We start from the raw sequence: 20,758 nt of genomic DNA, 5'->3' as shown, positions 1-20,758 counted from the left end.
CTCAGTCGTATTCCGCTTCCTGGTGATCGCCAAGCAGCCGTCGCTGGCGAGGCGTCGCGGCGGCCAGTACTGCGGGGTTGAACTGCCACTGAAGATAAGGCGAGAACTTCTGCGCAACCATCCGCCGACCGTAATGCACTTGGAGCATGTACCGCGTGCGGTCGGCGGTCCGGTTGTCGCTGCCGGCGTGCCACAACTCACTGCGCAGTACCAGAACATCGCCCGCCCGGCACAACACTGGCTGCGCCGAACGTCCCTGCCACTGCGTTTCGCCCGCCGCAGGCGCCCGGCCCGCCTTGTGGCTGCCGGGTATTACCCGTGTCGGGCTCAGGTCAGCATCGATGTCATCAAGGTAATACTGTGCGGTGAACACCTGCATCGGCAGTTCGAAACCGGGGTCGGCCAACAGGGCGGGCGGCAGCTCCATGGGTAGGTAATCCAGATGCAGAGGCGCGCCGATAAAACCGGGATGGCAGCGCCAGGCTGTCTGCCCGATGATATGGCAATCATCTCCCAAGGCGGCCTCGGCAAGCTCGATAACTGCGCTCACGTCCAGGTACGGCAACCAGAACGGACCCCGGTTGAAAACGCATTTGTAATGATCGATGACGCCGCTGTAATCCCAGTGCTGAGGCTTCAGCGAGTCGATAGCGCGACGCAGGTCGGCGACCTGCCCGGCGTCCAACACACCGGGCATCAGGACGAAGCCGTCCTGATGCAAGGCACGTAGAAGGTCGTCAGTCGCCACGACACCACCTCCTCAGGTGCGGAAGCGGCCGGTCAGCTCTGCGAGATTCCTCGACAGATTCGACAACTGCTGGCTGGCATGCATGCTTTGGGCAGAATTGGCGGCCGCTTCGTTGGAAAGATCGCGGATATCGGAAATATTGCGGGCTATTTCCTCGGTGACGCTGCTTTGTTCCTCACAGGCATTGGCGATCTGCGCGGCCATGTCGTTGATCCGCTGGATCGAACCGCCGGTACCGCTGAGCACCTGATCGACACCTGCCGCACGCTCCACGCTGTCCCGGGCCTTGCTGCTGCCCACGTGCATGGCTTGTACCGCCTTGGCGACGCCGCTCTGCAAGCGCTCGATGCGAACCTGGATGTCCTTGGTGGAGTCCTGGGTGCGGGCCGCGAGCGCCCTCACCTCGTCGGCCACCACAGCAAAACCACGGCCCTGCTCACCGGCCCGAGCGGCTTCGATGGCAGCATTCAGCGCCAACAGGTTGGTCTGCTCAGCGATGCCACGGATCACCTCGAGCACGGCACCGATACTGGAGGTCTCCTGGGCCAGTGCCTCGATCGTACCCGAGGCGCTCTCCACTTCCTGGGCCAACTGGCGGATCGACTCGATGGTGCTGCTGACCACCTCGGCACCATCGCGAGATTGACTGCTCGCCTGTTGCGCTGCATCCGAAGCACTTACCGCGTTGTGCGCCACTTCATGCACCGCCGCGCTCATTTGAGTGGCGGCGGTACTGACCTGATCGAGCGCGGCATGCTCGCTGCTGATCAACCGATCGTTCGTCGCGGCCATATCGGCCATGGCCCGCGCGGCGGAATCGACCTCGCCGGTCACCCGCCCTACTTCGGCAATCAGCGGTTGCAGCTTGTCGAGGAAACGGTTGAAGGCGCTGCCGAGTTGTCCCAGCTCATCGGCCGAACGTACCTCGAGACGCCCTTTCAAATCGCCACCGCCCTCGGCAATCTGCTCGACGCGGTGCAGCAAGCGACGCATCGGGCTCAACACCACCAGCGGCAGGGCAACCAGCACCAAGATGCAACCGAGCAAACCGACCAACAGAATCACACCCTGTTGCACCCCGACTGTCTCGCCGTTTTCAATCGCTGCGTCGCCTTCACGATGCGACGCAGCATCTTCCAGCTCACCCAGCTTGTCGATGGAATCGCGCATGGTTTCGAACAAGCGCTCACTGTCACCAAAGCTCAGCGCGCTAGCGCCTTGCGGATCGCCTACCGACAGCTCGAGGACCCGTCGCGAAACCTGCATCCATTTGCCGAAACTGTCATTGAACTGACTGACCAACGCCTGCGACTCGGCACCGGGCTGCATCGCGGCATATTGCTGCACACGGTCATAAGCCTGCTTCGCATTTTCGCTGTGACTGGCACCCAGCGCTTGCAGGTGCTCGCTTGCATGACCGTCCAGCAAACTGCGCTCGGCCACGAACGCCTGATAAAGATCACGATCGGCATTGAGCAACAGGCTGATGGCCGGCAGATATCGCTTGGTCAATTGCGTACTGGACTCGGTCACCTGGCCGATGCCGCGCATCCCCGTCCACCCCATCAGCACCAGCAACACAGCCAGGAACGCAATCGGCAGAGTGATTTTCCAACGAAAGCCCAAGTCGGCGAAAAACCGCAGCATGGTGTCACTCCTTACACGGGGGGAATACCTGCCTATCGGCAGCCTTGTCTTGAGCTATAGCCCATTAGTCTGATTGCCACAAACCAGCGGGTTGGCCGGGATGAACGGTTTGAGGTAGAGACTGCGCGACCTCCCGGACCGGTCGTGGCCTGAATGTAGCAAACGCTCAGCAGCAATAGCACTGGAAGAATCTGCACGACTTATACATCTTCATTTTCCAGGTGCCCCGGGCTCCGCCTGATCTTGCGGACTATAGGAAAAGCTCGGCTCATTGGCCGTAGGGGCTAGATTGACTTTGACGATCGGCAGGAATTTCCCGGTCTGCTCGAAATAATCCCGCTGAAAAAACCGAGCCTGGGGTAGAGCCTGGCTGGGAACGGTATAGAAAAACGCTTCCAGAGGAATCCGTTCTGGAATGTCTTGGTCCCAACTGGCAATGATGACTTCGTTTTGGTCTATCTGGGAGGCAGGAGGAAGTCGGATCCGGGCTTGTATGCTTAGAGCGAAATACTCCTGGTCCCCTTTGAAGCTGCACCCCGTGATTTTATTAGGAAGAGAGTTATAAAAAGCCAGCCATTGTTCGACCGTGGAAATTCCCTGTTCATCACACGGACCGCTTACGGAAGGACTGGCACTGTGTTCGTTGCAACTGTCACTACGAGAAAAAGTAGAACCGTCGTACGGGTAGGAACACCGTACGGTCAGGCGATACGACGTTGGAGCTGCCAGCTCCTTGACTATCAGTCCGTGATGCTTGTACCAGGCCAGCCTTGAAATCGGCATATCGGCGCGCATATAGGAAAAAGACACGCCATTGCGTGCTACCGAACCAGTACTCGGATTCCATGCGTGGAAAGATGGATTTGCGTCGGTGATGCGTATCAGCACGCCATTGCGATTGAACGCCGCGCTGCCCCCGTGACAGGAGGGTGAGGTATCGGCGTAGCGCGCATTCAAACGCGCGGCGACCTGATAGCCTATGTACAGCTGTTCCTGCAAATCAAAGCCAAAGACTGCACCATCAGCCTGCGCCAGATCCAGGCGTAGAATCGGCAACCATTGGCCGGTAGTCGCATAAAACTCACGCTGATTACGCAGGGCATCGTACAACCCCCCTTCACGGGCCACGTCGTAAAACAGCGCTTGCAGTGGGATGTTCGTCGGTGTCTCGGGATCCCAATTGCGCACTTGTAACTCATTGGGTTGGGCGACCCAACTGCCACCCAATTGCTCATGGGCCAGCAAGCTGGCGCGAAATTGCGCCGCGATCCGGCTGCTCAACGAACATTGCAGCAAGGGCTGCTGGCCCTGTTGCTGAAAGTACGCCAACCAGCCTGGAGCATCGCTGACGCCCTGTGCGGCGCAGGAGCCGGGATCACTCTCGCTGCCACCGACGCCACAACCATATTTATCCCGATTCGCCGACACCAACGGATAGGCACAAAGCACATCCAGCGGCTTGCCTTGGCTGATGGCAGTAAACGAGTCACTGAACACCATCCCGCTGGGCTGCGTCAGAGTGCGAGTACCCACATCGCGCCGTAGATAGGAAAAATCGCGCGCGCCCAGTTCACTGGCCGTAGGGCCATGCTGCCAGAACTTCACCCCGAAATTGCCCGCCAGACCACTGACCAACACCCCGCTGCAGTAATACGCCGCATGGCCGCCGGGGCATTCCTGCGGCGTGCTGCGATATCGGTTATTGAGCAGCTGCGCGACCTCCGGGCCAGTTGCGGCCTGGGCTGATAGGATCAGTGATAGCCATAGCAGGACCACTATCGGGGTTAGATGGGCGAAGAAATCCCGCGCCGAGAAAGTGGCCATGATTATTTATCTTCCGGCGTCACTGACTGGGCGGACAGATAATAATCGACCCGTCCGTCCAGCAGAGCTTGAACCGCAGCACTATCTCCCCCGCCCTTCACATGCCCCCAAGTCACCAGCTGGCCGCCGGCGGTCAAGGCGGCAAAGCCATGGGAGTTGCCATAGATGGCTTGGACATCGATCAGACTTTCGGCGACCAAAGCGGTGTCCCCACCTACCGTCACATCGCCCCAGGCCACGACACTGCCATCCTTGCGCAGGGCGGCAAAAGCCTTGGAAGACCCTACCACCTGGACAATGTCGTTCAACCGGGCCACGTCATCGCTGACAGCACCTCCGGTCTCTGCGGAGCCCCAAGCCACCAAATGGCCGTTTTCGCGGCGTGCCACAAAGGACTGCCAGTTGGCGGTTATCTCCACAATGTCATCGAGATCCCTGATCAGCTCCGGCAGGACACCGCCATGGGTTGCAGCGCCCCATGCGACGATTTGTCCGCTGGCGCGCAGGGCGACGAAGGCTTTCGCATTGGCGCAGCTGATCTCGGCAATGTCGTCCAGGTAGGCGATCGCTTCCGGTAGTGCACCGCCCTGATCGGCGGCGCCCCATGCGATCAAGCGCCTATTGCCGCGCAATGCCACGAACGCCGCATCGTTGCCTAGTACCTCTTCGATATCGGTCAAGGTTGCGATGTCGTCGCTCAGCACACCTCCACCGGCAGCCGCCCCCCAAGCCACCATCCCTCCAGTACGGCGGATCGCCACGAAGGCTGATGACGCACCGTGTACCCGGACGAAATCGGTGAGTTCCGCGATAGGCGCCGGCAGCGATCCACCGCGCGCCGGGTCCCCCCAGGCGACTAGCGTGCCGTCACGCTTGATACCGGCGAAGGCCGCGCCATTTCCCACTACACGGACAAAATCCAGTCTGGAGATGTCTCCCATGGACGCGCCCTGGGTAGCCGTTCCCCAAGCGACCACGTTGCCGTTGGCACGGCGCGCGGCATAGGCACCCGCCGTGGCACTCACCTCAACGATATCGTCCATGCTGATAATGGTTGCCGGGATCGTGGCGCCTTCGCCGGAGTTACCCCAGCCGACCAGATCGCCGATGCCTCGACGGGCGATAAAAGCCGCGACGCCGGTGAGCGCACCGTCGAGCCCGTTGCCGAAGACATTTGCGGGGCTGAGCGTTATCTGATAATCGATCGAGCGTACCTGTAGCCGCCGGGATGCATCGGTATCGCGAAAAGTCGCGCCGACGACCCAATTGTCATCGCCGTCGTATCGCCATTGCGCCAGGATCGGCCGCCCCGTGGCGGCCTGGAACGCACTCAAGCGCCGCGAACACCCCGAACAGCGATACAGGCCACGGTTATACCGCGCACCCATGACCCGCAGCTCGCCGGAGCCAATGTCCCGCTTGATTGAATAAACGGCCTCTGGGCTCGGCTCTGCCCCGTTGACGGTATAGGACAACACGACAGATCGGCCTTCGTTGGCGTTGATCACGCTGTAAGGAAGGGCAATTTCCAACGCCTGCCCGGCCTCGTTCAAGGCGACTGTGTGCGTCACCACCGTGCTTCCCTCGCCTACTGCCCCCATCAAGCTCACGCGCACCACATCGTTGACTTTGAGCCAGGCTTCGCGTGGGATTTGCACCGTGGCGCTGGCCGATAAATCATCAGGGTTCAACTGACCATCCCTGGCCTCCAGGATCGTCGGCGCGGACAGCGGCAGCTTTGCCACCCGAAAGCTGAAGACCTCGGAGCCCACGTCTGCTCCGTCCGCCAGGCGTTGCACCGTATAAGTCAGCGCCACGCTTCGGTCGAGAAACCGGCGGACCTCTGCCTGGGCTACGGTGAATGACAGGGGTTTGCCCACATCGTTATGGGAATAGGGCTTGTCAACGCTATAAGCGGGGACAACACCTGCCGCGTCCGTCCAGTCGAGCCGGGCATGGTCGCCTTCGGCCAAGCTGGCGGCGGGCACCTGCACCCTGATGCCCTGGGGCACGGAGTCGGGATCCAGTACGGCGCCGTCAACCATTCCCTCCACGGAGGGCGGCGGCAACAAAGTGCTCATTGCTGTGTTTTCAGGCGTGTCGTTCATATCGCGGCCTCCGAAGCTAACGGTCAAGGCGCTCGTTTGGATATACCGAGTGCCTGGTGATGAGCACCGGCATCGGCTGACGTCTTGTCACCGGTGTCCATTTCATAGACCCAATAGGTGCTGCCCGCCCCCACCGCGTCACCGGTCCAGAATGGATAGGGCAGCCAACCCAGATATTCCCCAACCGCTTCACCAATATCCGGGTGTTTGTACACTGCCCGTAACCGGTCGAGGTCCGAGCGCGTGACCATGTTCATTCCGGCGGCATCACAAACGGCCTTCATGCCCTCCCATTCAGCGCTGGGGCTCAAGAAATGCACTTCCCGAATACCCTTGACGGTCAGTTCATAGTGGTGCGGTTGGTTCAAGCTGTCGGTGGCGGTGATCGTGCATTGGCCGTTGCCCCTGGCGGTCACCTCGCCGGTCTGGGCATTGACGCTGGCGACGTATTCATTGCTGCTTTCATATCGATAAGGGGGAGTGCCCCGGGTCGCGACTCGGGTCATCAGGGCATAGGGCGGGACGTCCAGCGGAGCCTTGTCAGCCACCGCGACATAATTTTCCTGGCTAAGGTCCAGGATTGCAGGCGCCTCGAAGCCGACATCCATTTTCAGTTCAAGATTGTCCGAGGCTTGCGTGGAGCCATCTTTCATCAACACTTCATAGCGGATGATCACGATATCGACTGCTTCGGCGATAAAATGCTCTGCCTCGACATAGAACACGACATCCCTGATTACCGTTCCTACAGGGTACTGATTGCTGTAGGAAGGGCCGACGAAGACAAACACTTTCTCCCAGTCGGTATCGGCGGTAGAGCGCTTGATCCGGACACGGGCGCCATCAAGCGGGATATCGGCAGGATCGAGGATGCCGTCAGGCGCTTCATCCACCGACGGGGGAGGCAGGTTTGCCGCACGCTCAGGTGTACCGGACATGATGAAGCCTCATAGGTAGAGAGGACTCGACGTCCTTACCGTGCGCCGAGACGGATCAAGAACCGAACAAATGATTCAAGAGTGGCTGCTGGCTTGCTCAGCCTGGGCGGCCAAGGCCCTCGGTGCCGGTGGCGAGCGGTAGTAGGAAACGTTGTTGCGCAACTGCCCAATGGCCGACGAGTTATCGCCGCCACCCTGGGCATGCCCCCAGGAAACGACGTCACCCGACTCAGTCAAAGCAGTAAAACCATGGGAGTTACTGTAAAGAGCCAGGACGTTGTTGAGCACCGGTGCTGCCCCACCCACTGCCTGGTTGCCCCAAACAGTGACGGTGCCGTTCCTGTGCAAGGCGGCGAATGCCTCGGAACTGCCGGCTATCTGCACCACGTTGTTGAGCCCCGCCGGCTCGGTTCCGCCCTCCTCAGCCCGCCCCCATGCGCCCACGGTACCGTCACTGCGACGCGCGGCGAATGCGCGCTAGGTGCTGACGACTTCGACAACATCGCTGTTGGGTGATGGAGCACCGCCGCCTCCGTAATCTGACGTACCCCACGACTGCACCTGCTGGTTGTTGTTCAGAACACAGAACGCCTGGGCATTGGAGCACCCGAGAGAGGCGATGCCAGACAGCCCGCCCGGCAGTGCGCCGCCGTAATCTGGGCTACCCCAGGCCTGCACTCTGTCGCCGTTACGCAGGGCCGCAAAAGCGGCGTAGCTGCCGATGATATCAACGGCATCGTTGATCAACCCGGGCACTGTTTCACCGAACCCCGCGATTCCCCAAGCGACGACCGGGTTGTTCGTTCGACGGGCAGCGAACGCCTGCGAAGTGGCATACACAGCGAAGATATCTGTGTAACTGTTGATCGGTGCCGGTACCAGATCGGTTTCCCGATTCGCCCCCCACGCCACCACCGTCCCATTGCTCTTGCGGCCAGCGAAGGCATTGCCATTGCCGACGATCTCGACGAAGCCGGTTGGCGCTACGTTGCCCATGCGCCCACCTTCGGCCACATTGCCCCACACCCATACCCTGCCGCTGGTATCAAGGGCCGCATAAGCGCTTTGGGTACAACTCACTTCAACGATACCGTTCAAGGCGGGGACCTCCGAACCAAAACCCCGGTTTCCCCAACCCACCACATTCCCTTGGTTCAGCAAGGCTACGAAGGCGGCACCACCAGTGGTGAGGGTATCGACGCCATTGCCGAAGATATTTGCCGGGTTCAGGGTCGCTTCATGGCTGCTGGAGCGCACCTGAAGTGGCTTCGATGGTTGGCTGTCGCGCCAGGTAGCGGAAGGGGTACTCCAATTGATTTCATCGACGTATTTCCATTCGACGGGCAACGGCTGCAGGGAGTTGGCATGAAGCGCGCTCAGCAATCGTGAACTGCCGGATGCCCTGTATGTCGTGCGATTGAAGCGTGCCCCCATCACCTTGAACGGTTCCAGCAATACAGGCGTTTCAACCCGCATATTGAACGGCAGGGACGGTCCGGTGGTCGTCCCGTCTCGATCCCGCGTATAGGTGACTGTCACACTCTTGTCGAGAAATCTCAGGACATCAGCCGCAGGGATCAAAAACCGCAGGTAATTATTGAGTTGGTCGTTGGCCGTATACGATTTGGGTGCAGAGACATAGGGTGTGATCGCTCCGCTTGGGTCCGTCCAGGTTACGGTGACGTCATCACCAAGGTTCAACCTATCACCGTACACTCTGGTCCAGACTTCGGTTTGAGAGGGATCGAGCGTGCCGCCGTCCTCCACGCCTTCGACGATCGGTGCCGGTAGTTCCTGCTCGACCTCATCAAGGTGGACATTGATGTATTTGATTGATGATTGGCTGGAGTTGCCCAGTTGGTCCGTCACCCTGAATACGAGAGGCGTGTTTGGGTTGTCCCCCGCCTGTACGAATGTATCGGTAAAAAGCGTATGCACCACGGGCACCGAACCGTCCAATACCTCAAATGGCACCGTCACAGTGCCTATCAAGAAATCGATGTGGTCGTAGCTCCGCTTGTTGGAATATTCAAAACCAAACTCTACGCCCTGCGCCGCCCGGTCGGCGTTGACTCCGTCGGCAATGACAGCGGGGGGAATCACCAGGTTGAGACTTCCGGGCGCAGGCTGACCCGGCGACCACAGGTGGTAAAGCACGTGCAAATCCCCGGATGGTTCACCGTTCTGACTGGGACGGGTTACTTTGTAGTGCAACCGGTTGACGCCATCCCGTAACCGATTACGGGGCACATACAGCCTCATGCGCTGCTGTTCTTCTCCCGGCCCTACGGTCTTCCCATCCACCGGAAAAGCATCGTCATTGACGTACAAATCAGCTCGGTCATCAACCGCCATTGTCCAGGAACGTTTCTGGAGTTCGGTCCACGGGTCGATCAGGCATTCCAGCCCATCGGGCTGATCGTCGTAAAGGCTCTTGGGAATGCCGCCATCCGCAATACTTGCCGGCTTCACTGGCGTTACCCATCCCATGATGACCACAGGGTATAGAGCGAACAATTCGTTCAAGGCGGAAGATTGGATGTCCATGATGTCTCCTGACAATGGCGCATGGCCTTTCGGCATGGAGTCATCAAACTTCATCCTGGGAGGGCGGGCTACTGTCAGAATTTACAGGTCGGAAGAGATTCACGACGGACGGCAGGGTGAGGCTGGATGAGAAACGGATTGTTCAAATCGCCAAAAACGAAAAAGCCCCTGAAATGTTCAACCATTTCAGGGGCTTAGTCGTATTCAATAATGGCGGAGAGATAGGGATTTGAACCCTAGGTACTGTTGCCAGTACAACGGATTTCGAATCCGTCCCGTTCGGCCACTCCGGCATCTCTCCAGTGGCGCGCATCATACCAGCACATTCGCCGGAAGCGAACCCCCGGGCGAAATTTTTTCCGTGCTATCAGTCGCTTGCGTCGACTACAGCGATACACCCAGGCGCTGGGCGACTTCTTCGTAGGCTTCGATGACGTCACCGAGGCCTTGGCGGAAGCGGTCCTTGTCCATTTTCTTCTTGGTGTCCTTGTCCCACAGGCGGCAGCCATCCGGGCTGAACTCGTCGCCCAGGACGATGGAGCCATCGCTGAACACACCGAATTCAAGCTTGAAGTCCACCAGCAGCAGGCCAGCGTCGTCGAACAGCTTGGTCAGCACCTCGTTGACCTTCAGGGACAGTTCCTTCATGCGAGCCAGTTGCTCGGCGGTGCCCCAACCGAAGGCCACGACATGGGATTCGTTGATGAACGGGTCGCCCTTGGCGTCGTCCTTCAGGAACAGCTCGAACGTGTAAGGGTTGAGCTTCATGCCCTCCTCCACGCCCAGGCGCTTGACCAGGCTGCCAGCGGCGTAGTTACGCACGACGCATTCGACCGGGATCATGTCCAGCTTCTTGACCAGGCACTCGTTGTCGCCCAGCAGCTTGTCGAACTGAGTCGGCACGCCGGCGGCTTCGAGCTTCTGCATGATGAAGGCGTTGAACTTGTTGTTCACCATGCCCTTGCGGTCGAGTTGTTCGATGCGCTTGCCGTCGAACGCCGAAGTGTCGTTGCGAAACAGCAGGATCAAGCGGTCAGCGTCGTCGGTCTTGTAAACCGACTTCGCTTTGCCGCGGTAGAGTTCTTCACGTTTTTCCATGATGGGCTCCGCTTGCTAAGTAGATGGGCTAGGCGATATGTCGCCAGTCGAGCCCTGAATCTTGATCGGCCAGTTGCAGCCAGTCCGGGTCGCACCCAAGGGTGTCGACGAAACATTGCCGGGCCAGCTGCGGCAGGTTGTTCTTGCTGCTCAAATGGGCCAGGACCAGGTGTTGCAGGCCTTGCCAGCCCAACTCGGCCACCAGGTATGCCGCCTGGTGGTTGTTCAAATGTCCGTGCTCCCCGCCTACCCGCTGCTTGAGAAAATACGGATAGTACCCACGCGCCAACATGTCCCGGCAGTGGTTGGACTCGATCATCAACGCATCGAGGTCCCGGTAGCTGTCCATGACCCTGTCGCAATACGATCCCAGGTCGGTGAGCAATCCAAAGCGCCGCTCGCCGTCGCTGAACACATACTGGGTTGGCTCCCGGGCATCGTGGGCCACACTGACCACGCTGATATCCAGGCCGCCGACACGCAGTTGCTCGCCGCCGGCCACGAAACCAGCTGGCTCGATGGGTTTGCGCAGGCCTTCGAACGTCCCACGGCTCAGATACACCGGCAGATTGTAGCGCCGAGACAGCAAACCCACGCCATGCACGTGGTCGGCATGTTCGTGGGTCACCAATATCGCGCTCAGTTGCGCCGGGTGCACACCCAGGCGCAACAGGCGCTTCTCGGTTTCCCGCAGGGAGAAACCACAATCGACCAGAACGTAGGTCCCAGCACTGGCTATCAGCGTGCCGTTCCCCTGGCTACCGCTGCCGAGAACGGCAAAACGCATCGGATCAGCCCAGGTTGTCCTGAATCACGCCCAACACCTTGCGGGCTACATCGGCCGGCGCCACGGTGTTGATGTTCTTCTCGACGGTGACCTGGACGTTGTCGCCGACCTTGCTCAGGCGAACCTGGTAACGCTCGGCGCGGGCTTCGATTTCTTCCTTGTCCGGCGCGCTGCCGAACAGGTTGCTGAAGAAGCCAGGCTTCTCGTCTTTCTTCTCGGCTTTTTCAGCCAGGTTGATGTAGTACAGGCCCAGGCTGCGGTTGATGTCTTCAACGCGCCATTCGCCCTGCTCCAGCGCACGACCCACGCTCGACCAGGCACGGTCGAGGTCGGAGCCGACGTTGAGCACCGGGTTGCCGCTGCCGTCTTCGCTCAGGCTGACGCGGCTTGGCGTGTCGTAGTCGCGGGTCGCGAGCATCGAAACCGAACCGCCCTGCTCCGCGGTGCGGCTCATGCTGGCAAGCATGTCGTCCACCAGCGCGGCGTCGAGGCCGGTATTGACCGAGCGATTGGTGAAGGCCACGTCGGCGGTGCTGCCGGCGGGACGCTCGGCGCTGACCACGTAGATCTCACTGGTGTTGCGCTGTACGCCCGGCTCGATCCGTACGCGCACGCGGGTTTCGCTGTCTGCCGAGACACCGGCGGCGCTCAGGCGCTTGGCCATGGCGGCGGACAGTTCATCGGAACGCTGCCAGGTGGTGGTGAATTCACCCGTCTGTGGGCGCTGCTCATCCAGGCGGAAACCGTTGTCCTGGAAGAACTGGATCGCCACCGGCCAGACTTCGGCCGGTGGGTGCTGGCCCATGACCCAGCTGGAGTCACCGCTCTTTTGCAGGGTGTAGTCACTGGCATCGGCCACGGCCGACAGCGGCTGTGGTCGCGGGACAACGTATTCGCCCTTGACGCTGTCGTCGGCGACGTTGCGCGGGATCGGCAGCAGCGGATCCAAACGCTTGGCGACGCTGACGTCCGGTGGCAGTTGCATCGGTGCAGTCTGTTGCGCTTCGAGGTAGTCGCTACCACGGTCGCGGAAGTAACCATCCGGTCCCCAGATCCACCCGCAGCCACTGGTGCTGGAGATAATCAAGGCAAGTGCGGAAAGTCCGGCCATTCGCTTCATGCGTTGTACTTCCTCAATTAAACCAGGACGCCGGACTGGCGCATGGCCTGCCGCAGCGGTTCGTGACAGGTGTTGCTCAACCAGGTGAGCGGCAGGCGAATGCCTTCGTGCATCAGGCCCATTTCGACCAAGGCAAACTTCACCGGGATCGGGTTGGCTTCGATGAACAGGTCCTTGTGCAGCGGCATCAGTTTTTCGTTGATTGCACGTGCGGTCTCGGCATCGCCCTTGAGCGCGGCCTCGCACAGATCGGCCATTTCTCGCGGAGCGACGTTGGCGGTCACGGAAATATTGCCCTTGCCGCCCAGCAGGATCAGCTCGACGGCTGTCGGGTCATCGCCAGACAGCACGATGAAATCCTTGCTGACGCCATCGAGGATGGCCTTGGCCCGTACCAGGTCGCCCGTGGCTTCCTTGATGCCGATGATGTTCGGCACGGTGGACAGGCGAATCACGGTCTCGGCTTGCATATCGCAGGAGGTGCGGCCGGGAACGTTATAGAGGATCTGCGGGATGTCGACCGCTTCGGCAATGTACTTGAAGTGCTGGTACAAGCCTTCCTGGGTCGGCTTGTTGTAGTACGGAACGACCAGCAGGCAGGCATCGGCGCCGGCTTCCTTGGCGTTGCGGGTCAGTTCGACGGCTTCGCGGGTCGAGTTGGCTCCGGTGCCGGCGATCACCGGAATGCGCCCGTTGACCTGCTTGACGACGGCGCGGATGACTTCGATATGTTCGTTGACATCAAGGGTAGCCGACTCGCCGGTGGTGCCGACGGCGACAATGGCATGGGTGCCGTTTTCAAGGTGGAAGTCCACGAGTTTGCTGAGGCTGGCCCAGTCAAGACGCCCTTGTGCATCCATGGGTGTGACCAGTGCCACCATACTGCCCGCAATCATGAAACCGCTCCTGCCGGAAAAAGAGAGCCGTAATGGTACTGGCGCCAAGATGCTTGTACAAGCGAACTCCCATTCCCCTTGGCGATGGTTTTCGCTACCCTTCAGGCTTTGATCGGTAGCGATAAGCTCATACGCCGGTCCCCAGCCTCCGTTTTCGTCGTTACAAGCCCCGATCCTGCGTGTGTCCCGGTGTATTTGTGTTGCCCCGCAACGCAACGCATCCACGAGGCGAAGGGCTTGAACCGTTCGATTTCCCAAGGCTGGCACCACATCGAGCTGAAACGTACCGACCGCTCATCGCTTTAGGAATGCTGCATGTCCACCCCCACAGTCCGCGAACAATTCCTTGTTATCAGTGCCCTTGGCGCCAACCCCATGGAGCTGACTAACGTCCTGTGCCGCGCCAGCCATGAAAATCGCTGCGCCGTCGTGACGTCACGCCTGACCCGTCATGGCGAGTGCAGCGCGCTCGTGCTGGAAATTTCCGGCAGCTGGGACGCGCTGGCCCGCCTTGAGGGCAGCCTGCCCGTACTGGCCAAGAAACATGCCTTCACCGTCAACGTGGTACGCAGCGCCGCCTTGGAGAATCGTCCCCAGGCCCTGCCTTATGTGGCTTACGTGAGCTCGGCCTACCGCCCGGACATCATCAACGAGCTGTGCCAGTTCTTCATGGACCACCACGTCGAACTGGAGAACCTGACCTGCGACACCTACCAGGCCCCGCAGACCGGCGGCACCATGCTCAACGCCACGTTCACCGTGACACTGCCGGCCGGCACCCAGATCAGCTGGCTGCGTGATCAGTTCCTGGATTTCGCCGATGCGATGAACCTGGACGCATTGATCGAACCGTGGCGCCCACAAAACCCAATGTAAGGAAGCGTTCATGGCCGTTGCCATCGACCAGCCGGTTACCGATTTCCAGGCGCCCGCCACCAGCGGGCAGACCATCAGCCTCGCAGCCCTGAAGGGCAAGCAAGTGGTCATTTATTTCTACCCCAAGGACAGCACGCCCGGCTGCACCACCGAAGGCCAGGGTTTCCGCGATCAGTACGCGCAATTCCAGGCCGCCAACACCGAAGTGTTCGGCGTCTCCCGGGACAGCCTCAAGTCCCACGAGAACTTCAAGTGCAAGCAGGAATTCCCCTTCGAGCTGATCAGCGACAAGGACGAAGCGGTTTGCCAGTCGTTCGACGTGATCAAGTTGAAGAAGCTTTACGGCAAGGAATACCTGGGCGTTGATCGCAGCACGTTCCTGATCGATAAACAGGGAGTGTTGCGCCAGGAATGGCGTGGCGTGAAGGTGCCGGGGCATGTGGATGCGGTGTTGGCGGCGGCTCAGGCGCTCAACAAGGCCTGAGTTTTTTCGTTGTCAGCTTCGGCCTCATCGCGAGCAAGCTCGCTCCCACAGGATTTCACGGAACACCGCAAATCCCCTGTGGGAGCGAGCCTGCTCGCGAAGAGGCCGGTAGCCTCACCGGCTAGGCTAACTCACCTCTTATAACAACGGCGCCACTACCGGCTCCTTGCTCGGCCACGCATCCAGCACTGCCTTGAACAGCGTCGCCAGGGGAATCGCGAAGAACACTCCCCAGAACCCCCACAATCCGCCGAACAACAACACTGCGCAGATAATCGCCACCGGATGCAGGTTCACCGCCTCGGAGAACAGCAACGGTACGAGCACGTTGCCGTCCAGGGTCTGGATGATTCCGTAGACGGCCATCAGATAGATGAACTGATCGCTCCAGCCCCACTGGAACAGTGCGATCAATGCCACCGGCACGGTCACCACCACGGTGCCGACGTAGGGCACCACCACTGAAATACCCACCAGCAGCGCCAACAGGGCGGCGTAATTGAGCCCCAGGGCGACGAAGCCGATGTAGGTCACGCCGCCACAGATAAAAATCTCGATGACTTTCCCGCGGATGTAATTGGCGATCTGCCGATTCATCTCCTGCGCCACCCGGGTGATCAATGCCCGTTCGCGCGGCAGGTAACCGCGGACCCAGCGTCCGATCATTTCCCGGTCCTTGAGGAAGAAAAACACCAGGATCGGCACCAGCACCAGATAGATCATGACGTTCACGAGCAACGGCAGGCTGGACAGCGAAAACGTCAGCGCCCACTGGCCGAACTTGCCGATCTCGCCGCGTACCACTTCGATCGTCTGCAATACCTGCTCGTCCGAGACCAGGTGGGGATAACGCTCCGGTAGCAGCAACAGCAGCGATTGCCATTTGACGAGCATCCCCGGCAATTCGTTGAACAATGTCACCAACTGGTGCCACAGCAAGGGCACGATCACCACCAGGAAGACCACCAGCACGCCCATGAACAGCGCGAACACCAACCCTACCGCGACCGAACCCGGCAGTCGCAAGCGCTCCAAAGTAATGACCAGCCCTTGCATCAGGTACGCCAGCACCATCCCCGCCAACACCGGTGCCAACATGCCGCCCAGCGTGAGCACGGCGGTAAAAGCCAGGAACAGGAGCACTGCCAGGACCACCGCCTCTTCATCGGAAAAGTAGCGCTGAATCCAGTCGCGTAACACTTTGAACATTAAAAATCCCTAAGAGATGTCGCCTGCCTTCAGGCTTTTTTCAACCAGTAACGGTAGGTGCCGTTTTCGTCCTCTTCACGCAGCAGCGTATGACCGGCCAACCGGGCGAAGGTGCGGAAATCGCGCTGGGAGCCAGCGTCCGTGGCGGTTACCTTGAGCACGGCGCCACTGGTCAGACGATTGAGTTCCAGCTTGGCCTTGAGCAACGGCAACGGACAATTCAGGCCACTGGCGTCCAGCTCGGCATCGTGGGCTACAGCATCGGTCATTGTTTCACTCCGCAACGGGTCGTCGAGCCGCCTAGAATATCTGGTCCCGGACCCGCTGTCCGGCTACAGTAAGGTCTTTGTCGACTAAGGCTTCGTGCATGACATTTCTGCGCCCCACCCTGCTGACGCTCGCCTGCCTGCTTGCCTCACCGGGCTTCGCCGACGACCTGCCGTCACTTGGCGACGCCAGTTCTGCCATCGTCTCGCCAGAACAGGAGCACCAACTGGGCCGCGCCTGGCTGGCGCTGCTGCGCAGCCAGGTTTCACAGCTCAACGACCCCCAGCTCAAGGACTACGTCGAAACCAGCGTCTACAAGCTGGTGGAGACCAGCCAGGTCAATGACCGGCGCCTGGAATTCATCCTTATCAACAGCCCGCAGCTCAACGCCTTCGCCGCACCGGGCGGAATCGTCGGGGTCAATGGCGGGCTATTCCTCAACGCACAGACCGAAGGCGAATACGCGTCGGTCATGGCCCACGAGCTGGCGCACTTGTCGCAGCGCCACTTCGCCCGTGGCGTGGAAGCTCAACAGCGCATGCAAGTGCCGATGATGGCCGCGCTGCTGGCTGGCATCGTGGTCGCCGCCGCTGGCGGGGGCGATGCAGGGATTGCCGCCATCGCGGGGACCCAGGCCGCCGCCATCCAGGAGCAACGGCGCTTTTCGCGCCAGAACGAACAGGAAGCCGACCGAATCGGCATCCAGAATCTGGAAAAAGCTGGGTACGACCCTCGATCCATGCCGACCATGTTCGAGCGTCTGATGCGCCAATACCGCTTTGACGCCAAGCCTCCGGAGTTTCTGTTGACGCACCCGGTCACCGAGTCGCGTATCGCCGACACCCGCAACCGCGCCGAACAGGCCAAGCCGGGGGGCATCGAGGACAGCATGCGTTATCAACTGATTCGTGCGCGCGTCCAGCTGACCTATGAGGAAACCCCAGGCCTGGCCGCCAAGCGCTTCCGCGCACTGTTGGACGAGAACCCCAAAAACGATGTGGCCCGCTATGGCCTGGCCATCGCCCAGGTCAAGGGGGGCCAGTTGAATGAAGCGCGGGAGAACCTCAAGCCGCTGCTGGCCAAATCACCCAACGAAATCATCTACAACCTGGCCCAAGTCGATCTGGACATTACCAACAACAAGCTGGCTGACGCCCAATCCCGCGTCGACCGGATGCTGGTTCAATACCCTGGCAACTATCCTCTCAACCAAGTGCGCGTTGACCTGCTGCTAAAGCAAAACCGCCCCGCTGACGCAGAAAAAGCCCTGGAGACGCTGCTCAAGAGTCGCCCGGACGATCCGGACGTCTGGTACATGGTTGCCGAGACGCGCGGCCTGTCGGGCAACATCATCGGCTTGCACCAGGCCCGCGCCGAATACTTCGCGTTGGTCGGCGACTATCGCCAGGCGATTCAACAATTGGACTTCGCCAAACGCCGCGCCGGCGGCAACTTTCCATTGTCGTCCCGCATCGACGCACGGCAGCGTGAGCTTATGGAACAGGAGCGAATGGTCAAGGACATGATGGGCTGAGCTTCAGCCAGGCATAAAAAAACCGCCTCGACATACATCGAGGCGGTTTTTTTCAGCTGCGGACGGGCTTATTCAGCCAGTTTGAACGTGATGAAGCTCGCACGTCCCTGGCGCAGGACTCGCATCGACACCGAGCGATTCTTCGGCAGGGCCTTGGCGATATCGGTGAATTCCTTGGCGGACCCGATGGCCTGGTTATTCAGGTGCGTAATGATGTCGCCCGGTTGCAGGCCGATCAGTGCAGCAGGACCGTCCTGTACTTCCCTGATCACCACCCCGCCCTGCAGTTCCAGAGTGCGCTTCTGCTCGTCGGTCAATTCGACCACCGCGACGCCCAAGCGATTACTGCTGCGCTCTACGCCGGACTTGGGCAGCGAATCCAGCTCCTTGCCCTCTTCCGGTATAGCGCCAACGGTCAACTCGACGTTCTTGCGCTTGCCTTCGCGAATCACTTCGAGGCTGGCCTTGGCACCGGCCTTCAGGGCACCCACCAGGTGCGGCAAGTCGGCGGACATGACGATCGGCTGGCCATTGAGGCTGAGAATCACATCACCAACCTGCAAGCCGCCCTTGGCAGCCGGGCCACCTTCCTGGATCTGTGCCACCAGGGCACCGGCGGGTTTTTCCAGCCCGAACGACTCGGCCAGGTCCTTGTTCACTTCCTGGATGACCACGCCCAGCCAGCCACGGCTGACTTTGCCTTCGCTTTTCAACTGATTGGAAACGTCCATGGCCACGTCGATTGGAATGGCGAAGGACACACCCATGAACCCGCCCGAGCGGGTGTAGATCTGGGAATTGATGCCCACCACTTCACCGTCAAGGTTGAACAACGGGCCGCCGGAGTTGCCGGGGTTGATCGGCACGTCGGTCTGGATGAACGGCACGTAGTTCTCGTTCGGCAGGCTGCGGCCGATGGCGCTGACAATGCCCTGGGTCACGGTGTGGTCAAAGCCGAACGGCGAACCGATCGCCACGACCCATTGGCCGGCCTTCAGGTTCTGGGATTTGCCAAGCTTGAGGACTGGCAAATCCTTGCCTTCGATTTTGAGTAGCGCCACATCGGACCGTGGATCGGTGCCGATCAGTTTGGCCTTGAGCTCACTGCGATCGGCCAGGCGGACCAGGATCTCATCGGCATCCGCGATGACATGGTTATTGGTGAGGATGTAGCCATCGGGCGAAATAATGAAACCCGAACCCAGGGATTGCGCTTCCCGCTGGCGGCCACCACCCGGTGAACGAGGCTGCGGCATTCCGCGCTCGAAAAACTCGCGCAGCATGGGTGGCAGACCTTCCAGGTCCGGCATCTGTGGGCCCATCACCCGGCGCTCAGGCAGCTTCTGCGTCGTACTGATGTTCACGACTGCGGGTGAAGCCTGTTCGACCAGTTGGGTGAAGTCCGGCAATTCGACCGCCGCTGCGGGAACGGCCTGACCGAGGACCAGCACGGTGGCGAATATGGAGAGATAGGTTTTCAAGCGTGGTATCGACATACGGCTCCCGTTACGACGAGCATGGTTAAGCGATATGGAGCTGAAACACCGGAGAACGATACGCCGGTATTTTCGTTCCGCAAACAGACAAGGCCAGAGCCGAGCGGCTCTGACCTAATAGAAAAAAAATCGATTTTTTGCAAATGAAAATGCTGACAGGAAGTTTCAGCAATTCGATCAAGCCTTGGCGTTAATGGCCTGCCGCGCAATCGAGCCACTTGCGCAATGGCTACTTGGCTGCCGCGACGTCGGAGCGCATGGAAAGCGCGATCCGTTCCGCCGTCCCGATAGGTATCTCACCTACCACCGTGACCATCATTTCACCTTGCGGCGTGGTCAGACGGCGGGATACGGCGGCGGTCGGACCTAGCTGAGTTCGGGTATCGGTAGCCGTGGCGCCGTTCAACGGTTCCAGAAACACCGAGAACCGAGCCAGGCCATCGTCGTACATGAGGCTGCTGACCTGCACTTTGGTGTCCGGGTCATTTCGCGCAACACTGCTGGTCAATTCAAAGCCCGGCGGAAGCCAGTCCGAACGCCATGCGGTCTTCACTGCCGTCGCCTTGTTCGGATCCTGCGCAACAGCCGTGCATTCGGCACTGGCCTGCAGGTCAGCGTCCGAAGGTGAGGTGATGTTCAGGCGGGTGAATTGAAAGCGTTCGAGCAACTGTCCCTTGTCGTTGAGCAGCAGGGATTTGAGCGGCAGCCCGGTTTCCTTGTCCAGATGCAACTCGAACCCGTAGCGATGCTGGTCCTTCGGGGTCAGGGCCACAATGACAGCTTGTCGCCCAGCCACACGCGACTTGCCGATCACGGCAAGGTCATACCAATTCTTGAGTTTTTGCGGATCGAGCGCACGTGCAGTGCCATCTGGCGTATTTCCCAGCCCGGCGATCAAGGTGCCACTGACGCATTGAGTACGTCCATCAATGCGCATGACCTCCTGTGCCGAACCGTCGAGCTGGAGCAACCGCTCGCGGATTTTGCCATCCTGGACGCGATGCCAGATGTTATGGGTAGAAAAACTACCGTTACGCTCGTAAACGAAAGTGCCCTGGAAGCTTTGCTGTTGCTCGGCTTGACTCAGACGATTAAGCCAGTCTTGAGCCTCGCCGGCATGGGCTGGAATCACGCACCAGCCACCGAGCAGAAGCGATAAAAGAGGTATGGCGCGCATGG

At 60.0% G+C, this 20,758-nt stretch carries 17 protein-coding genes, 1 tRNA gene and 2 pseudogenes; 3 read left to right on the top strand and 17 right to left on the bottom strand.

The window, feature by feature from the left end:
• Position 1: 1 nt before the first annotated feature.
• From J3P81_RS06985 to dapA, 13 genes and pseudogenes are all read right to left on the bottom strand, one after another.
• Positions 2 to 748: a phytanoyl-CoA dioxygenase family protein gene (locus tag J3P81_RS06985; protein ID WP_434562844.1), complete on the bottom strand. Its 747-nt coding sequence runs from the start codon at positions 746 to 748 to the stop codon at positions 2 to 4.
• A gap of 12 nt (positions 749 to 760) precedes the next feature.
• A pseudogene (locus J3P81_RS06980) lies at positions 761 to 1,360 on the bottom strand (methyl-accepting chemotaxis protein); the annotation flags it as partial.
• A gap of 306 nt (positions 1,361 to 1,666) precedes the next feature.
• Positions 1,667 to 2,314, bottom strand: a pseudogene (locus J3P81_RS06975) (MCP four helix bundle domain-containing protein); the annotation flags it as partial.
• A 291-nt stretch (positions 2,315 to 2,605) separates the two neighbouring features.
• Positions 2,606 to 4,219 carry a hypothetical protein gene (locus J3P81_RS06970; protein WP_434562842.1) on the bottom strand — a complete coding sequence of 538 codons (1,614 nt, stop codon included), beginning with the start codon at positions 4,217 to 4,219 and terminating at the stop codon, positions 2,606 to 2,608.
• A 2-nt stretch (positions 4,220 to 4,221) separates the two neighbouring features.
• A complete protein-coding gene (locus J3P81_RS06965; RefSeq protein ID WP_434562840.1) occupies positions 4,222 to 6,327 on the bottom strand; it encodes an RCC1 domain-containing protein in 2,106 nt (701 codons plus the stop codon).
• A gap of 23 nt (positions 6,328 to 6,350) precedes the next feature.
• Complete coding sequence (locus J3P81_RS06960; protein WP_434562838.1) at positions 6,351 to 7,265, bottom strand: Ig-like domain-containing protein; 915 nt, start codon at positions 7,263 to 7,265, stop codon at positions 6,351 to 6,353.
• Positions 7,266 to 7,340: 75 nt separating this feature from the next.
• Positions 7,341 to 7,652 (bottom strand): hypothetical protein, encoded by a 312-nt coding sequence (locus J3P81_RS06955; RefSeq protein ID WP_434562836.1) that lies wholly within the window; start codon positions 7,650 to 7,652, stop codon positions 7,341 to 7,343.
• A 90-nt stretch (positions 7,653 to 7,742) separates the two neighbouring features.
• On the bottom strand, positions 7,743 to 9,812 hold the full coding sequence (locus tag J3P81_RS06950) for a hypothetical protein (protein WP_434562834.1): 2,070 nt from the start codon (positions 9,810 to 9,812) through the stop codon (positions 7,743 to 7,745).
• A gap of 211 nt (positions 9,813 to 10,023) precedes the next feature.
• Positions 10,024 to 10,113 (bottom strand) — tRNA-Ser (locus J3P81_RS06945).
• An 83-nt stretch (positions 10,114 to 10,196) separates the two neighbouring features.
• Positions 10,197 to 10,910 (bottom strand): phosphoribosylaminoimidazolesuccinocarboxamide synthase, encoded by a 714-nt coding sequence (gene purC, locus J3P81_RS06940; protein ID WP_434562832.1) that lies wholly within the window; start codon positions 10,908 to 10,910, stop codon positions 10,197 to 10,199.
• 28 nt (positions 10,911 to 10,938) lie between these two features.
• Positions 10,939 to 11,697 (bottom strand): MBL fold metallo-hydrolase, encoded by a 759-nt coding sequence (locus tag J3P81_RS06935; RefSeq protein WP_420766700.1) that lies wholly within the window; start codon positions 11,695 to 11,697, stop codon positions 10,939 to 10,941.
• A gap of 4 nt (positions 11,698 to 11,701) precedes the next feature.
• The gene (gene bamC / locus J3P81_RS06930; RefSeq protein WP_420766701.1) at positions 11,702 to 12,817 is read right to left on the bottom strand and encodes an outer membrane protein assembly factor BamC; all 1,116 of its coding nucleotides are present in this window, start codon (positions 12,815 to 12,817) and stop codon (positions 11,702 to 11,704) included.
• A 17-nt stretch (positions 12,818 to 12,834) separates the two neighbouring features.
• Positions 12,835 to 13,713, bottom strand: coding sequence for a 4-hydroxy-tetrahydrodipicolinate synthase (gene dapA / locus J3P81_RS06925; protein ID WP_420766702.1), 879 nt, complete (start codon positions 13,711 to 13,713; stop codon positions 12,835 to 12,837).
• 315 nt (positions 13,714 to 14,028) lie between these two features.
• On the opposite strand from dapA, the gene J3P81_RS06920 reads away from it, so the two are divergent.
• Together J3P81_RS06920 and J3P81_RS06915 are read left to right on the top strand one after the other, a co-directional pair.
• The gene (locus tag J3P81_RS06920) at positions 14,029 to 14,589 is read left to right on the top strand and encodes a glycine cleavage system protein R (RefSeq protein ID WP_003184325.1); all 561 of its coding nucleotides are present in this window, start codon (positions 14,029 to 14,031) and stop codon (positions 14,587 to 14,589) included.
• Between the two features lie 10 nt (positions 14,590 to 14,599).
• Positions 14,600 to 15,073, top strand: a complete 474-nt coding sequence (locus tag J3P81_RS06915) for a peroxiredoxin (protein ID WP_434562830.1) — start codon at positions 14,600 to 14,602, stop codon at positions 15,071 to 15,073.
• 138 nt (positions 15,074 to 15,211) lie between these two features.
• Here the strand turns inward: J3P81_RS06915 and J3P81_RS06910 are convergent, their stop codons facing one another.
• Positions 15,212 to 16,282 carry an AI-2E family transporter gene (locus J3P81_RS06910; protein ID WP_434562828.1) on the bottom strand — a complete coding sequence of 357 codons (1,071 nt, stop codon included), beginning with the start codon at positions 16,280 to 16,282 and terminating at the stop codon, positions 15,212 to 15,214.
• 29 nt (positions 16,283 to 16,311) lie between these two features.
• Entirely contained in the window at positions 16,312 to 16,551 is a 240-nt protein-coding gene (locus J3P81_RS06905) for a sulfurtransferase TusA family protein (protein WP_434562826.1), read from the bottom strand.
• Between the two features lie 98 nt (positions 16,552 to 16,649).
• Here J3P81_RS06905 and J3P81_RS06900 point away from each other — a divergent pair, with 98 nt between their 5' ends.
• Positions 16,650 to 18,083, top strand: a complete 1,434-nt coding sequence (locus J3P81_RS06900; RefSeq protein ID WP_434562824.1) for a M48 family metalloprotease — start codon at positions 16,650 to 16,652, stop codon at positions 18,081 to 18,083.
• Positions 18,084 to 18,151: 68 nt separating this feature from the next.
• On the opposite strand, the gene J3P81_RS06895 is transcribed toward J3P81_RS06900, so the two are convergent.
• Both J3P81_RS06895 and J3P81_RS06890 read right to left on the bottom strand, forming a co-directional pair.
• Positions 18,152 to 19,579, bottom strand: a complete 1,428-nt coding sequence (locus J3P81_RS06895; protein ID WP_434562822.1) for a DegQ family serine endoprotease — start codon at positions 19,577 to 19,579, stop codon at positions 18,152 to 18,154.
• Positions 19,580 to 19,808: 229 nt separating this feature from the next.
• A complete protein-coding gene (locus J3P81_RS06890; RefSeq protein ID WP_420766708.1) occupies positions 19,809 to 20,756 on the bottom strand; it encodes a MucB/RseB C-terminal domain-containing protein in 948 nt (315 codons plus the stop codon).
• Positions 20,757 to 20,758: the final 2 nt, after the last annotated feature.

It is taken from the genome of Pseudomonas sp. R1-6, from assembly GCF_051132115.1.
In the GTDB taxonomy this organism is placed as follows: Bacteria; Pseudomonadota; Gammaproteobacteria; order Pseudomonadales; family Pseudomonadaceae; genus Aquipseudomonas.
The sequence above is the reverse complement of the archived record's forward strand: the minus strand, read 5'-3'. Positions and strand labels throughout refer to the sequence as shown.